We start from the raw sequence: 13,002 nt of genomic DNA on the forward strand, positions 1-13,002 counted from the left end.
GGAAGCGTCTTTTTCACACATTATGGAGGATAGACCATGCTGTTTCGATCAATGAAGAATCTTTTAGCGTCAAAGGATGTATGGGCACAATTACAAATCGGCGGTATCATGAAGTTCCAGGGCAGCCTGATATTTTATCATGCCGGTATTGAAACGGGATTGTTTAAAATACTGGAAAAACCCTCAACCCTTGAGGAGGTTATCCGGGAATCAAATATCAGCAATACACAGCTCCTGTCTTCGCTTTTGGATATGGGCTGCGCGCTCAAGGAGATATCGTGCAGAAAAGGGCTTTACCGCCTGAAGGGATCAATGGCGCGTGCCCTGGCGGCAAACGTTCCCCTGGCTGCGCTTGTCAGCGAAACGGTCCGGTATCACGGCGATGTGGCTCAGAACCTCGATAGCTTTCTTGCGGGGAATACGAAAGGGGACTACCTGAAAGACTTCGGCGGGGTGATCGCCGAATCATCAAGAATACTGGAGCCTATTATCAAGGCCTTCATTTATCACACCGTGAAGAAAAAAGCGCCCCTGACAATCCTGGAATTCGGCTGCGGCGCCGGGGAATACCTGAAATACTACGTGGACATAAACGGGAACAACGGCGGTATCGCCCTGGACAAAGACACGTCGGCCGCGGCCATCGCGCGACAGAAACTGCGGGAAAACAACATCGAAGCCAATTTTACCGTGGCGCAGGACAATATCATACATCCCGAAACCATACAGGGGAAAACCTTTGACGTGGTTACGTCCTTTTCAAACATCTATTATTTTTCCGACGAAGAGAGACTCCGGCTCTTCAGGGCAATTCACGCACTGCTGAACCGTAACGGCAGGTTTATGCTGGTTACGGCTTTCAAAACGTCGCACCTGTCATCGGCCTATTATGATCTTATTTTTTCAGCGACCGAGGGGCTCTATCCCCTGCCGCGGGTCAATGACATTGTGCGTGATTTAAAGAAGGCCGGGTTCTCCCGCGTGAAGGTCGTCAATCTTTTCGGGGATTATTTCAAGGGTGTTGTGGCATACCGGTAGGAGCAGTGTTTATCATTATCTCATGAAATGTATTTAAATTACCATTGAATACATTTAAATCAACGGGGCCTGTTATACCGGGTACACGGCCCCGGCAGTTATACTGCCAGATCGTCCAGGGGATGCCGGAGAACAGGTTCGGGTTTTTATATATATCACGAATCCATATGTTACGGTCGCTGAATTCATTGCCGAAATAGGCATCAATAAATTCATATGTTGCATAGAGAATTGTTTTCTTCCCGTAATAGGCATCAACTATACTTAGAAAATCCTTTATTTCTTTTTGCACGTTACTCAGGGGAGGCCTGTTCCCGCAATTACCCGTGTACTCCAGATCCAGTACCGGGGGCAGGGAATCATTGTCTTTGGGCACTGTATGTATAAAATTCTGCGCCTGTTCCGATCCCGGTTTACAAAGGGTGAAAAAATGATAAGCGCCGACGGGAAAATTCCGCTTCTTTGCCGCGTGCAAGTTCAGCGCAAATGATTTATCTTTAAAATCGCCGCCTTCAGAGGCCTTGATATAGACAAAGTGCACTGTATCTTTGGGGATTTTGTTCCAGTCGATTTTCCCCTGGTGATTGGAAATATCAATTCCCCGAAGGGGGTATTTTTCTTCAGAGGGGTATACAAACCATATGATTCCTGAATCAAGGGCCTTATATATGCCGATCGCGGTTATTGATGACAGTAAAATTATTAAACAGAATTTTTTCATAATACACTGTTTCCCCTATTTATTGATGTCCTCATTGAGCCGCTTGAAGGTCTCGTATTTATGATAGCGTTCTTCCGGTGTCAGTGGTTTCTCTTCGCGCACTTCTATCCAGCCCCTGCCACGGCACCGGGGACACCGGACCTTTTTTTTAACCGCAGACCGCGGCGGGAGGTCCCGCTCCATCTCATCCTTATATTCCTCTCCTATCTGCCCGAAAGACGGATCATCGTCTTTCACCGGTTTCTTCTTTTCGGACTCGACGATCCACCCGATAAAAAGGCAACCCAGGGCAGTGGCGCAAAAACTTTCTTCTTCTTTGTCCATCTCGTGGATGTCGTCGGCACCTCCTACACCGGAAATGATTTCGGCCCGGCCCGTGCCCTTGCAGAGGGGACAGATCTCCCATGAGCCGCCAGGGGGACGCTCCTTAACCTTCCCGGAGGAAGAACAGGTTGCCAGTGACGAAATCATGACGATGACCAGGAAGATTTTAAGAGATCGATGCATGGGATTCACTTCCGCTTTATTTTTGATATTTTTTTTAAAGGAATAGAGTGTACGCATACTTTATACTTCTGACACGGATAATGCGGGGAACATCCTGTTAAAATGATAAATGTTTAATATCAAATGATTCATCTGATATGGAACCGAATAAATCAAAGTATCCCTGAGGATAATCTTCGGTTATTACTTTTTTGATATTCTTGCCCACCCATTTTGAAATTGATATTTTTTCTTTGGCCGCGGCTTTTTCTATCTTGCTTAAAGTGTCTTTGTCTATGTATAACGATATTTGCGGCATAGGAAACCTCTTATGTGGAAGATACTAAAACATGACAAAAAGTTAAGTATATTTGCAAGTATAAATTGAGTATAATCGCTTGCAGCAGAAGACGGAACCGCATACGTGCCGTTACCGGTCGTTCGATTTTACTTCAGCGACTCCATCAGATTGAAAAAATATTTTGCTTCCTTTGTCCTGTAGAGCTGGTACCAGGCCTCTAACGTTTCATCTCTCATGGCTTTACTTTTTTTGAAAAGCTCATAGGCAAATTCCAGTGGTGCAAGTCCTGTTGCCGTAATCAAATTTTCATCAACTGCAACCGGTGCATCGATATATGATAAAATGCCTTCATATGCCGGACAGAACATTTTTAAATATTCCTTATCATTGCTGGTATGTTTTCTGTTATTCAGCAGGCCTCTTTGAGCCAGGGCGGCTGTGGCGCCGCAAATTGCCGCGATTATAACCTTTTTTTGCAACAGATCGGGCACCATGTCTAAAATTTTTTTATTCTCCTCTTCCAACCATGTATCCGCACCGGGAAGAACCAATATGTCTCCTTCTTTAAACTCAATGTCTTCAACAGATATTTCCGGTGAAATCGATATCCCGCCCATTGTCGTAATTGATTGCAGTGTATTCCCAACCATGAGCAGTTCAATTTTAGTATTTTCAGGAATAAACCGCCTGCTTTTTAACTCCGCGGTGATGAATCCAATTTCCCAATCAGCCAATGTGTTCAAAACATAGAGATAACAATTTTTGTGTCCTGTCTGTTTTTCCATGGTTCCTCCCGATGTATTTCATTTTTCCTGAGAATGACTTCCAGAGATTACTGAAAAAAATAAAGGATCTCCCCGTATATTTTGACCCAGATATATAGCAAGAATGGAATTATGGCAATAGAAAAGAATATCTTGTTGGCAGTTATGGGTTCAATCCAGGAATAATTGCAATTATAACATCGCCATTTTCTTTTTCGAAAAATTATGGGAATACATAACAATGGAATTGACAGGAGAATACGAAGCAGGCCTGCTCTTTCGGGGTAGACTTTTCTTGAATTGCACTTCGTACAGGGTTTTACGTGTATATTATCACCCTGCCGGTGAAATTTAAAATCATAATCACTTTCCTCTAAAATCCTTTTGGCCGTATCCGTTTCTCCTTCTTTCACTTGAAGTTTAATCCGCCCCAGGGCATTGGAATAAAGCGGGTTGATATCAAGTAAACTTTCATCGGCTAAAAAACAGTATATATCATTATTCTCCAGTAATGTTTTTATTATATTTGCTTCTACGGGATTATCGAAGGTTAAAATTGTTACCAGTTTGTCTTCCACAGTTCGACCTCATAATTGATTTTATAACCGCACCGCTATGGAAGGCGGTGTTCATTTCTAAAAATTGTTCGCAACGTTTCTTAGGAATCTCAATTTTTACTGTTTGAACGCGTCACTCATCACTATTTTTTTGGTTCCCTTACGCATCTCGTCCATGAGATTATACGTTTTATACGTGGAATAATCCATGCGATAGTACAGGCGCATTTCACGGTCTTTAAGATTATAAATACTTGTCCAGATCGTATTCAGCGTGTTTCCTTCATAGGTGAAATCTGTCGTATTGGCAGCCCTGGCAATGTTCATGCATACGTCATAGGAAACATCACGGGCCGATTTCAGTAGTTTTTCAGCAATGGTATACCGGGCATATCCCCCGCATCCTTCCACGTGATTTTTCCAGAGAATTTCCGGGTTTGACACGTAGAAATTCGTCATCAACTGATAGTCTTCTTCGGCGGTAATAATTATTGTATCATCCATGAATTCCACAATGGCGGAGTTTCCCGTTTCATCGGCTATGAGACAATGAAACATGCTGAGGCCCAGGGCTGTTCCGAAAATAACCGATCGTGATTTGATGACGGCTATTGCTTCTTCCACGGTGGAGCAGGTTCGCAGAATCGGCAGAAGAATATACGTAGTGAAAACCGGATTTATCAGTGATACGTTCCGTTTAATCATGGGCACAGCCGTCTGTCCGATATACAATCCCCGGTCATTCATCCCCTCATAAGGAAAGTATTTTCCATGCTGCGATGTGACCATATAGGCGTGCTGATCTTTGCGGGCTTTGGTGAATAAAACTGTTCCATCGGGTTTCCCGAACCAGTCGAAGTTCAGTGCGGTAAATACGTTGTCGTTCTTTTTTATGGAATAGAGTGTACACATGGCTTATACCCCTGGCGCGGACAACTCAACGGTTCATAATGTTGAGCCTGAAATCGTAAAGATAATTTATATTCACTTGTTTACTTTTGAATTGTAATACTTTAAAAATTTATCAGCTCCGGATTCTTTTAAGAAATTCTGGTTCTCAATGAAATTCTGACCATACTTCAGCCATCTTTTTGAAAAAGATTTAAACCGTTTACAGGGAAAGTCACTGCACTCATGGCAAAAAGTTATCCCTTTTTCTTTACAGCATATATGAAAGGTTGTGCAGCCTTCACATCTTTTACTATTTTTTTCAGCTCCCGGGCATGGCTTTGTTTCTCTCGTATACGTTGGACATCCTCCGCAGAAAACACCACAGGCGGGCACTCTTCCCCAATATGGTTTTAAATCGTTCATCAATTTACTCTTTATTGTAAATAACGGGTGTCTTGAATTTCCATTTTTTCCAGAGTTCTTCATCTTTCAGCAGACATGCCATAAAATTTGCCACGTTTATTCTGCTTGTTTTTCCCGCATCAAAAATCGGACTTCTTACCGGTGACGGATGAACCGTATATGCTGAAACGTCAGCTTCATTTATCAGCGTATCAGGTCGTACCGCAATCCATTCAATCCGAGTATTGCTTCTTCCCACGCGCTCAATTAAATAGTCCAATGCCGATTCATTATCCCGCTGCGGCGGCAATAATTTTCTTAAAATTGACATTATAATGTTCTCTTTCCCGCTTAACTTTTCATTCTGCAATTTGTTTGTGCAGCCTGTAGTGTTCATTAAAATTATTTTTACGGTTCGATTTTTATTAATGTCATTAACAGTATCAATAATCCGTATCAATGCGTCAGTAACGAGTGTATAGGGTTTTCCGAATATTCCCTTAAAAGTAATATTATGCCCCAGGCAGGATATTACGGCGTCTGCGTCACGTACATATTGTTGCAATGTATGATTATCAATGTCCAATATGCCGGCCCGTATGATTTTTATGTGCTTGCTGTCTTTTATCGGATCAAATTTTTCAATATTTCTTGCTAATGCCAGAACTTGCATTCCCTGTAATAACAGTTGAGTGACAACGTTAAAACCTGTTGCTCCATTTGCTCCCAATACGAGGACTTTCATATATGTTATCTCCTTCTGAGACACCTTTTGGCATATGGTTTTTTATATAATTTATCACTTCACTTAACGTTTCTTCGTCAGGTGCTGTTTTTTTGGGCATTTACATAAAAAGAATTAAGAATCAAGCTGCTGAAATGCTTTTCTAAATTCTAATGGTTTGGAAATTTCAGAAAATTTTTCTTTTGTTCCGCCAGTACCAACAACTGTTATAGTTCCATAACCTAAAATACGACCCAAAATACTTTGATCAACATTAACTGACTCAACTTTCGAGAGATTTAATTCAATTGTTTTTCTGCGAATTAAACCTACCTTAATTATTATTCGTTTATTTGTAATTGCAAATTCACTTGTTTTTAACTTAATTATTGGAGCAATAAACAATGTTAATAATGACTTTAAGGATATAAAAATTATCCAATGACATCTTACTTCAAAGATAACTGATTCACCATTTGCTAAATTGTTATTAACATACTTGCCCATAATCTTATATCTCCTTAAATTATAAAATGTCCGGCAATAGAAATCAATGTCCCAAGTATAATTGACATTGCAACCATTATTGGAGGAGCTTTTTTCTCATTTAGATTTCTCGACACAATTAAAATAATTGGAAGTGCTAAACAAAGTGAAACAATTCCACCTTGTAGCCACCATGCAATATTTGGTAAGTTAATGTTTAGAATAACAATTGATACAAAAAAATATTGCAGGAATGCCGAGAGAATTGCTTTTTTGTCCAATTTATTAATAATCATTGGTATGATATCAATTATACCCGCAGCAAAACCAATTACCATTGAGATCATTAATGTTTTCATTTTTCCTCCTTCGACTGTAAAATTTTCTGCCTTCTTCGTAGTCGATATTATTATCCCTGCACAATTGATTGTATGTTCAAGAGTACCTGGAGCTGTCTGTTTTGAAAAATCAATGGGTAGCATTTGTTAAAATGCATTGATAATTTATTTGTTCTACAGGCTCGTTATATGCATTAAACACGATTTGTTTTACTGTATAATTTTACTTTGAAGCAACTCAGGAAATTTGGTTTGTTTGATATATATGTATAATAAAAATAACCACAGTATCGAACACACTGCTAATGATAAAGCAATATCCTTGTAAATTATTTCTGATATTTGTTGGTTAGTGGTTACTATTTCAAGTATTCTGTCTATCGGTATATTTTGTTTTTTGTAAAGAAGATATCCAACCGTAACATAATTTGAAATAATAACCATGCTGATATTGACGCTCAACAAAATCCATGCTTTCAATTTTCCCAATTTGCCGCCAAATATCTCGTATCCTTTTATCGAAAGGTAAAACATCAATAAAGCTATGCCCGCAGCAATTCTCTCCAGATATACTGTTGCCAATAACCAGACAATCATTCCAGGGATGCTGAAAATAATTGCGCCCAGTAAACCTCTTATGTAATTCTTATCTTCATTTAAAAAATTTCTGTATTCGGTTAAAAGTTTATGCCTGAGATTCTCGGCACAGCCGCTGCAGATATGAAAATTCACATCTTTGGTGTTTAAATAATGCAGGGTATTGTCATCATTTTTTCCGCAATCAATGCAGGCCGTATTGACGGAAATGGAATTTCTTTTTAAAATGTTAACTATGGAATCCAATGCCTGCAGTATCTTTTCTTTTTTCGCCGGTAAAAACATTTCTTTTATGGTGATATAAATTGAATTGTTCTTAATATCAATTACATTGAATGAGAAATTTTTCTTTATTGCATCAAATTCATTTTTTAAAAGATCAATTTTACTTTCAGGAATTACCATATTATGAAACAGAAAAAACTTAAATCCCTGGCCGTCACCCATATTTATCAGGTAATCATTTTCTACGCCGGAAGTCATACTGTTCGATCGTAACCAGTTTTTACTTTTTGCAATCTTTTTTATGCCGGGAAATATCATTTGATTTCTCACATTATAAATTTAAAGTAAAAGTCACATCGTTTTTATCGCACCTTTGTCTCCGGATCAAACGACCGGTCTTTGAGCCGGGGAAGGTGAGCGGTTTATATTCAGAATAAAATTACGCGATATCGATATTCTCTGATTTAAAATTCTGATATATTCTCATCCGTTTCGCTGAAAATTTTAAGACGCAATAGTCGGGATCGGTAACTCCCTGCGGATAGTACATCGTATCGCCATCCTGCCAGATCATGTCTTTTGTTTTTTGGTCATTCAATACTTCCATTGTGCCGATCAGCATTACACCACGAAAGAACCGTTTGTCAAAAAAATAAATACAGGCCTTATTGTTCAGTTTATATTGGTTAACTCTCATCGATGATGTATTTGTTGTAAAATAAAATTCAGAAATACCATTCCTTTTTCTGGGCGGCAGCATGGCTTTGGTATTTGGAAAACCTGATTCATCGACCGAACTGATAAGAGATACACCGATTCCATCGATCATTTTTTCTATTGTTTCTTTTGACATTGACATTTCATGCCTCCATATAAATTATTTTCAGCATAATAAACCAAGGTATTTGAAATGTCAATTACCCACTTTTTCGGGGGTATCAATGTGTAGTTTTCAATTCTTCCTGTATATTCGATCCGATTTTTTGTAAAATTACTATGGCATCAAGCAGCTCTTTGCCTCTTTCGGTTAAGTAATATTCAACCTTGAGAGGGTAGCCTTCAAATGATATCTTATCAACAATTTTAAATTCGATTAACTCCTTTAAATGTTCCAGCAGCATTTTTTGACTTATCCCGTTAATGCTCTTTTCCAGCACCGATAATGATTTATTTTGTTTTAAATTCCATATGATTATGGGCTTCCATTTGCCTTTGATTATATCATGTGTTAATTCCAGCGGGCATGTGATATCTTTTCTTATTTTCATATTACCTTTAATTGAAGTCGTTACAGGCGTAGCCGTTCACAATGCATAACTATTCTCAATACAATCTGTCAGATGAGATACAAACCGGGCAGCTGGTGCGCCGTCAATTACATCGTGATCTATTAAAATTGTCATTTTTAAATATTCACGGATTTCAATTGAATTATTTATAACACCGGGTTTTTTGATTATTGAACCCAGGGCAAAGCATACGGGATGAATGCTGTATGGAATTATCCATCCATCTATTTTGCCAATCATTCCAATCGATGTGACAGCGGCTGTTCCCATCATTTTCTTTACTCGATACGGATTATGCAGTAATATTTTCCAAATAATTAAGCGAATATACTGCGGCAATAGTAAAAATATGTTTATGCCTTCTTTTTTGCGATTGTGTTCAATGACGTAATTATTTTCGTTTTCAATTATTTTCATTTTCGCATTTTCAATTTCACTATAAATATCATTCAGACTTTTTTTGTTTACTTCTCTTATAACAAGAGGCAAGGGAACAAGAACGCCTTCAACTTCTTTTTCAACGATTATTGACAAATCAATATCATTAAAAATGATCAATTTATTTTTTCCCTTTTTTAAAGCATGAACCTGTTTATGCTCAGTCATCGCATGACTGATGCATTTTAATATCCATGATGTAAAAGAAATGTTATCTCCGGATTCTGTTCGTTTGACTTTTATTTTTTTTCTCGCTTCAGTGACATCTACTTCAATCAACGCTTTAACGTGATGTTTCGATAATCCAATCCTGCCTACATCTGAAGTGAAAATTCTGCTCGATGGAAAAGATTGTATGGTGTAATCGATGTTTTCTTTCATGATATGATTCCTTGCAGTATTCCTGAATTATTGAGTAATGACATTGGTCATCTTTCCCCTTTTCTTTAATTCAGAAAATAAAAGCCGGAGACAATATATTCCGCAAATCAATAAGATAGTATCTTCCAGGGCATTAAAGAAAAAAGACTTTATTCCGGTCAGACCCCACAGTATCAGCAATACCAGCAGGAGTATATTTTTTCGTTTATACCCTGAATACATGACAATACTGAAACTGATCAGGGGACACGGCATTATATATACCACCATTCTGGGAAAAGAATTCCCCAATAAGAATGAAACACCCGGATAGAGAAGCACCATTATAAAAAGCACCCATTGAATTCCATTAAAAGGAGTAAATGCATCATTTCTATATTTAATACCTTCCCGGAGAAATAATGCCCCGGCTGCCATAAAAAGAGGTGCGGCAAAATAATGCTGAACCGGTTCTGTTCCATAATATAAAAAGAATACAATGCCCATATACATATTTGCTATACCTAAAATGATCTTGGGCAGCCATTGTAATTTATTTCTTACTGTTAGAATAAAGCTGAGGGCAATCAACAGCATGAAAATTAATTGTATGATCCATGTTTGCCCGTTATATACAGCGATGATGTTCCAAAATGTATCGGCGTTCATGAGGGTATCCTGCCTATTTTTTTTTACAAATAAATCTTCTTACTCGACCTATAAATAATCATTTCCTGGTGGACTGTAAACGTCCAAAACTTCACCGGGTTCAATTATTGTAAAAGGACTATTTTTTCTACAGACTCGTTTGCCGCAGTTGAGATTTATTTTATAAACTCCATCAATTCTATCGGAGCGCCATTATGTTCTATCATCGCTACCCTTATTCCCTCCTTCGGCGGATTGGGTTCTATCAATACTTTGAAATTCCAGGTCTTCAATTCGTAATTCAGGTCTTCGACAACGAAAGCTAAATGAGGTATATTTTTAATCAAATCCGGCATTTTGCAATCATCCTCAAATCTCATCCATTCAACACCGAAAGGACTTTCTGAAAAACCAGATACTGAAAATTTGAATTTTTCAAGGTAATGCTCATTCAATTTTTTTTCCTTTGTAGGAATCCCTATGTGGTGAAATTTCCAACCCCATTCCTGGATGGCCTGGGGTAAATCATATTCATCCCGACTTTTCATTAAATATCTCCTGCTCAATCGCGGCCAAGAAAAACATAGGCCATTCATGATTACTACTTAAAGCTGGTTGAAATCAATCGTATCCTCGCCGGAACGATCACCGGGGAATGCCCTGATCCTCAATTCTTATACTGTAATTTCTCTCCGCCGTCCAGAAGTCCTGATGCATTTTCCTCATGCCATCGTGTTCAATCGGTCCATGTACTAGTATACCTGAATCATCAGCAGCAGCAATGTTGTGGGCTGACATGAATTTCCCCCATCCGCGTATGGCCGCAACCTGTTCCTGCGGCAGGAAGTATGTTACTTCCCGTATCCCGGACCATATACAGGCGCCAATACACATGGGGCAGGGCTCATTTGATGATATCAGGTGCGCCTTTAACAGGATTTCAGATCCATGGTTTTCAATAGCTGACCGGATTGTCAGCATTTCCGCATGCTGCAGCGGATCACCAGTCGATCGGGATTTATTGCAGCTGGAAGAAATAACTTTTCCATCGGCAATCAATACAGCGGCAAAGGGAGGGTTGCCCGAAGCAATCGCCTCGTGTTGAAGTTGAAGAATGATTGAAATTATCTCGTCCGATACCATTTGTAAGAATCTCCTGTATATGTGTAATGTTCCCCCGAAAACCTGACAGTTTATGCACTTAGCCTGAATTCTTCAGATCATTTGAGCGACACGCTTCTACCAGGGGCGATTCCCCCTTGATGATCTTTAATACCAATTCGGCCTTACGACCTGCCGTCCATCTTTGTGTTTTCTGTTCCATGTAATACCTCTTATAATATTGCTTATTACATGTCCAGTTTTAAAGGGGAACAGTATATCGCACTGGTATAAATGTAGCGAAGCCCAAGCCGATACTCCGGCGCAGCGTTTTAGCCTTTATTGTATGCTGTTGCCCCACCTATTTCCTATTTCAAGTGAGGCATGGATATAAAGCTTGAATTATTTAGAGATAGTTATGTTTTTTTTAAATATATCTTTAACCGAAAATACCACGAATGCTAAAAGAGAAAACGACTTTAATGAGTTCAGTTCGTTGTCATAATCGAGATGTTTGCGATGCCCATGTAGGATGCCATTTCGATTTGGTGCTTTTTTCTTATCATTTGAACTTGACTTTCTTACACCTTCAGAGAATTGTGTTTTTAGCATATAAGGTTCTAGCAAAATATCTTCAAAGAAACCTCTCTGAAGTTCACCAGTTTCGAGCATATTCTCCAATACTTCTTTTGGTTTATCTCCAGCAAACAAAAATGTTTTTATTTCTTCACAAAATATCCCGTCAGCCTGAGAGATAAAAAGAGGAACCGACGCTATATAATTCTTTTCCTCATGCAACTTTATTGCAGCTCTCAGCACATGTTCCCTATTTGGGCATAATTTAATTATTTCTGCTGTAACCTCCGCCCAACAATCATTTAAGTGCAATGTCATTAGCTCATCTATATCTGTGATTTCATTACCAGGTTCAAAATAAAACGTATACCAGTTTGGAAACCACCCACTCTCGGCCATTTTTGCAACATTTTGTTTTTCTTGTTCTTGCCATCTTTTGGCTAATACTGCATACTTTTTTATAGTCTCAAATACATGTTCATTTTGTTTTACCCAAGCATTAACTGTATTTGATATTTGCGCCATTACTGGTTCATACTGTTTGCGTATTTGTTCAATTGCAAGTATTGTAGGGCGCATTGTCTCTGCTATTTGGTTAGCAAGTTCTTGATATGGCTTAATGCTTTCTCTAATTATTTTTATAAATTCGTCGTTCATATGGATTCTTTTAAATATAATATCTTTATACACTGCTTTCTAAAATATAGGGATATTTTGTTTTTTGAAGTAATTTATTCATCCATTTTCATCTGTTTATGTCTTTAATAAAGAAGATAATTCCATAATGTGGGCAATAGATTTGTTAAATTATAGTTATATTTAATCAGAAAATTACTTAAAGTTCTAACTGGCATAGATGCTAGATGTTATACAATATAACGTTTTGCTTACCCGAAGTTGCGCGGTCTTTTATGCAATTTGCCGCAGGCCAAGCGAGGTACTCCGAGCGCCGCAGGTAAGCCTTGTTATGCGATGTCTCTTTTTGTGGTAAAAATCATTATATCTTTCAGAGGAACTTTAACCACCTTTATTTTTTCAGGCGACTGTCAGGTCAATACCA

General features: G+C 38.6%; 19 protein-coding genes. 1 reads left to right on the forward strand and 18 read right to left on the reverse strand.

Annotation, left to right across the window (positions count from 1 at the left end):
* The first annotated feature begins 36 nt into the window (after window positions 1-36).
* Complete coding sequence (locus CVV44_18955; protein PKL35612.1) at window positions 37-1,038, forward strand: hypothetical protein; 1,002 nt, start codon at window positions 37-39, stop codon at window positions 1,036-1,038.
* Here the strand turns inward: CVV44_18955 and CVV44_18960 are convergent.
* The 18 genes from CVV44_18960 to CVV44_19045 form a co-directional block, all read right to left on the reverse strand.
* Window positions 1,013-1,759, reverse strand: coding sequence for a lysozyme (locus tag CVV44_18960; GenBank protein ID PKL35613.1), 747 nt, complete (start codon window positions 1,757-1,759; stop codon window positions 1,013-1,015). The genes CVV44_18955 and CVV44_18960 overlap by 26 nt on opposite strands.
* 15 nt (window positions 1,760-1,774) lie before the next feature.
* The gene (locus CVV44_18965; protein ID PKL35614.1) at window positions 1,775-2,323 is read right to left on the reverse strand and encodes a hypothetical protein; all 549 of its coding nucleotides are present in this window, start codon (window positions 2,321-2,323) and stop codon (window positions 1,775-1,777) included.
* 40 nt (window positions 2,324-2,363) lie between these two features.
* The gene (locus CVV44_18970) at window positions 2,364-2,564 is read right to left on the reverse strand and encodes a toxin-antitoxin system, antitoxin component (protein PKL35615.1); all 201 of its coding nucleotides are present in this window, start codon (window positions 2,562-2,564) and stop codon (window positions 2,364-2,366) included.
* Window positions 2,565-2,692: 128 nt separating this feature from the next.
* A complete protein-coding gene (locus CVV44_18975; GenBank protein PKL35616.1) occupies window positions 2,693-3,331 on the reverse strand; it encodes a glutamine amidotransferase in 639 nt (212 codons plus the stop codon).
* 47 nt (window positions 3,332-3,378) lie between these two features.
* The gene (locus tag CVV44_18980; GenBank protein PKL35617.1) at window positions 3,379-3,888 is read right to left on the reverse strand and encodes a hypothetical protein; all 510 of its coding nucleotides are present in this window, start codon (window positions 3,886-3,888) and stop codon (window positions 3,379-3,381) included.
* A 96-nt stretch (window positions 3,889-3,984) separates the two neighbouring features.
* The gene (locus CVV44_18985) at window positions 3,985-4,779 is read right to left on the reverse strand and encodes a hypothetical protein (protein PKL35618.1); all 795 of its coding nucleotides are present in this window, start codon (window positions 4,777-4,779) and stop codon (window positions 3,985-3,987) included.
* 72 nt (window positions 4,780-4,851) lie between these two features.
* Window positions 4,852-5,181 carry a hypothetical protein gene (locus CVV44_18990; protein ID PKL35619.1) on the reverse strand — a complete coding sequence of 110 codons (330 nt, stop codon included), beginning with the start codon at window positions 5,179-5,181 and terminating at the stop codon, window positions 4,852-4,854.
* A 4-nt stretch (window positions 5,182-5,185) separates the two neighbouring features.
* Window positions 5,186-5,905: an NAD-dependent epimerase gene (locus CVV44_18995; GenBank protein ID PKL35620.1), complete on the reverse strand. Its 720-nt coding sequence runs from the start codon at window positions 5,903-5,905 to the stop codon at window positions 5,186-5,188.
* A gap of 114 nt (window positions 5,906-6,019) precedes the next feature.
* Complete coding sequence (locus tag CVV44_19000) at window positions 6,020-6,391, reverse strand: MFS transporter permease (GenBank protein ID PKL35621.1); 372 nt, start codon at window positions 6,389-6,391, stop codon at window positions 6,020-6,022.
* Between the two features lie 14 nt (window positions 6,392-6,405).
* Window positions 6,406-6,729: a hypothetical protein gene (locus CVV44_19005; GenBank protein ID PKL35622.1), complete on the reverse strand. Its 324-nt coding sequence runs from the start codon at window positions 6,727-6,729 to the stop codon at window positions 6,406-6,408.
* A 189-nt stretch (window positions 6,730-6,918) separates the two neighbouring features.
* On the reverse strand, window positions 6,919-7,848 hold the full coding sequence (locus CVV44_19010) for a hypothetical protein (GenBank protein PKL35623.1): 930 nt from the start codon (window positions 7,846-7,848) through the stop codon (window positions 6,919-6,921).
* Between the two features lie 121 nt (window positions 7,849-7,969).
* Entirely contained in the window at window positions 7,970-8,389 is a 420-nt protein-coding gene (locus tag CVV44_19015; GenBank protein PKL35624.1) for a pyridoxamine 5'-phosphate oxidase, read from the reverse strand.
* A gap of 79 nt (window positions 8,390-8,468) precedes the next feature.
* Window positions 8,469-8,798, reverse strand: a complete 330-nt coding sequence (locus CVV44_19020; GenBank protein PKL35625.1) for a transcriptional regulator — start codon at window positions 8,796-8,798, stop codon at window positions 8,469-8,471.
* A 36-nt stretch (window positions 8,799-8,834) separates the two neighbouring features.
* Window positions 8,835-9,638 carry a dehydrogenase gene (locus CVV44_19025; GenBank protein ID PKL35626.1) on the reverse strand — a complete coding sequence of 268 codons (804 nt, stop codon included), beginning with the start codon at window positions 9,636-9,638 and terminating at the stop codon, window positions 8,835-8,837.
* Window positions 9,639-9,665: 27 nt separating this feature from the next.
* Window positions 9,666-10,286 (reverse strand): hypothetical protein, encoded by a 621-nt coding sequence (locus tag CVV44_19030; protein ID PKL35627.1) that lies wholly within the window; start codon window positions 10,284-10,286, stop codon window positions 9,666-9,668.
* 155 nt (window positions 10,287-10,441) lie between these two features.
* Window positions 10,442-10,813 (reverse strand): hypothetical protein, encoded by a 372-nt coding sequence (locus CVV44_19035; protein PKL35628.1) that lies wholly within the window; start codon window positions 10,811-10,813, stop codon window positions 10,442-10,444.
* A 97-nt stretch (window positions 10,814-10,910) separates the two neighbouring features.
* Window positions 10,911-11,408 (reverse strand): hypothetical protein, encoded by a 498-nt coding sequence (locus tag CVV44_19040; GenBank protein PKL35629.1) that lies wholly within the window; start codon window positions 11,406-11,408, stop codon window positions 10,911-10,913.
* A 360-nt stretch (window positions 11,409-11,768) separates the two neighbouring features.
* Window positions 11,769-12,599, reverse strand: coding sequence for a hypothetical protein (locus tag CVV44_19045; GenBank protein ID PKL35630.1), 831 nt, complete (start codon window positions 12,597-12,599; stop codon window positions 11,769-11,771).
* Between the last annotated feature and the right edge of the window lie 403 nt (window positions 12,600-13,002).

The organism is Spirochaetae bacterium HGW-Spirochaetae-1, from assembly GCA_002839375.1.
In the GTDB taxonomy this organism is placed as follows: Bacteria; Spirochaetota; UBA4802; order UBA4802; family UBA5550; genus PGXY01.

Bases quoted from the DNA above. Each gene is read 5' to 3' on its own strand.
- CVV44_18990 (PKL35619.1), bottom strand. From the start codon at position 5,181: ATGAACGATTTAAAACCATATTGGGGAAGAGTGCCCGCCTGTGGTGTT.
- CVV44_19020 (PKL35625.1), bottom strand. From the start codon at position 8,798: ATGAAAATAAGAAAAGATATCACATGCCCGCTGGAATTAACACATGAT.
- CVV44_19015 (PKL35624.1), bottom strand. From the start codon at position 8,389: ATGTCAATGTCAAAAGAAACAATAGAAAAAATGATCGATGGAATCGGT.
- CVV44_18995 (PKL35620.1), bottom strand. From the start codon at position 5,905: ATGAAAGTCCTCGTATTGGGAGCAAATGGAGCAACAGGTTTTAACGTT.
- CVV44_19000 (PKL35621.1), bottom strand. From the start codon at position 6,391: ATGGGCAAGTATGTTAATAACAATTTAGCAAATGGTGAATCAGTTATC.
- CVV44_19045 (PKL35630.1), bottom strand. From the start codon at position 12,599: ATGAACGACGAATTTATAAAAATAATTAGAGAAAGCATTAAGCCATAT.
- CVV44_19010 (PKL35623.1), bottom strand. From the start codon at position 7,848: ATGATATTTCCCGGCATAAAAAAGATTGCAAAAAGTAAAAACTGGTTA.
- CVV44_18985 (PKL35618.1), bottom strand. From the start codon at position 4,779: ATGTGTACACTCTATTCCATAAAAAAGAACGACAACGTATTTACCGCA.
- CVV44_19035 (PKL35628.1), bottom strand. From the start codon at position 10,813: ATGAAAAGTCGGGATGAATATGATTTACCCCAGGCCATCCAGGAATGG.
- CVV44_18960 (PKL35613.1), bottom strand. From the start codon at position 1,759: ATGAAAAAATTCTGTTTAATAATTTTACTGTCATCAATAACCGCGATC.
- CVV44_19040 (PKL35629.1), bottom strand. From the start codon at position 11,408: ATGGTATCGGACGAGATAATTTCAATCATTCTTCAACTTCAACACGAG.
- CVV44_18970 (PKL35615.1), bottom strand. From the start codon at position 2,564: ATGCCGCAAATATCGTTATACATAGACAAAGACACTTTAAGCAAGATA.
- CVV44_18955 (PKL35612.1), top strand. From the start codon at position 37: ATGCTGTTTCGATCAATGAAGAATCTTTTAGCGTCAAAGGATGTATGG.
- CVV44_18975 (PKL35616.1), bottom strand. From the start codon at position 3,331: ATGGAAAAACAGACAGGACACAAAAATTGTTATCTCTATGTTTTGAAC.
- CVV44_19025 (PKL35626.1), bottom strand. From the start codon at position 9,638: ATGAAAGAAAACATCGATTACACCATACAATCTTTTCCATCGAGCAGA.
- CVV44_18965 (PKL35614.1), bottom strand. From the start codon at position 2,323: ATGCGTACACTCTATTCCTTTAAAAAAAATATCAAAAATAAAGCGGAA.
- CVV44_19030 (PKL35627.1), bottom strand. From the start codon at position 10,286: ATGAACGCCGATACATTTTGGAACATCATCGCTGTATATAACGGGCAA.
- CVV44_19005 (PKL35622.1), bottom strand. From the start codon at position 6,729: ATGAAAACATTAATGATCTCAATGGTAATTGGTTTTGCTGCGGGTATA.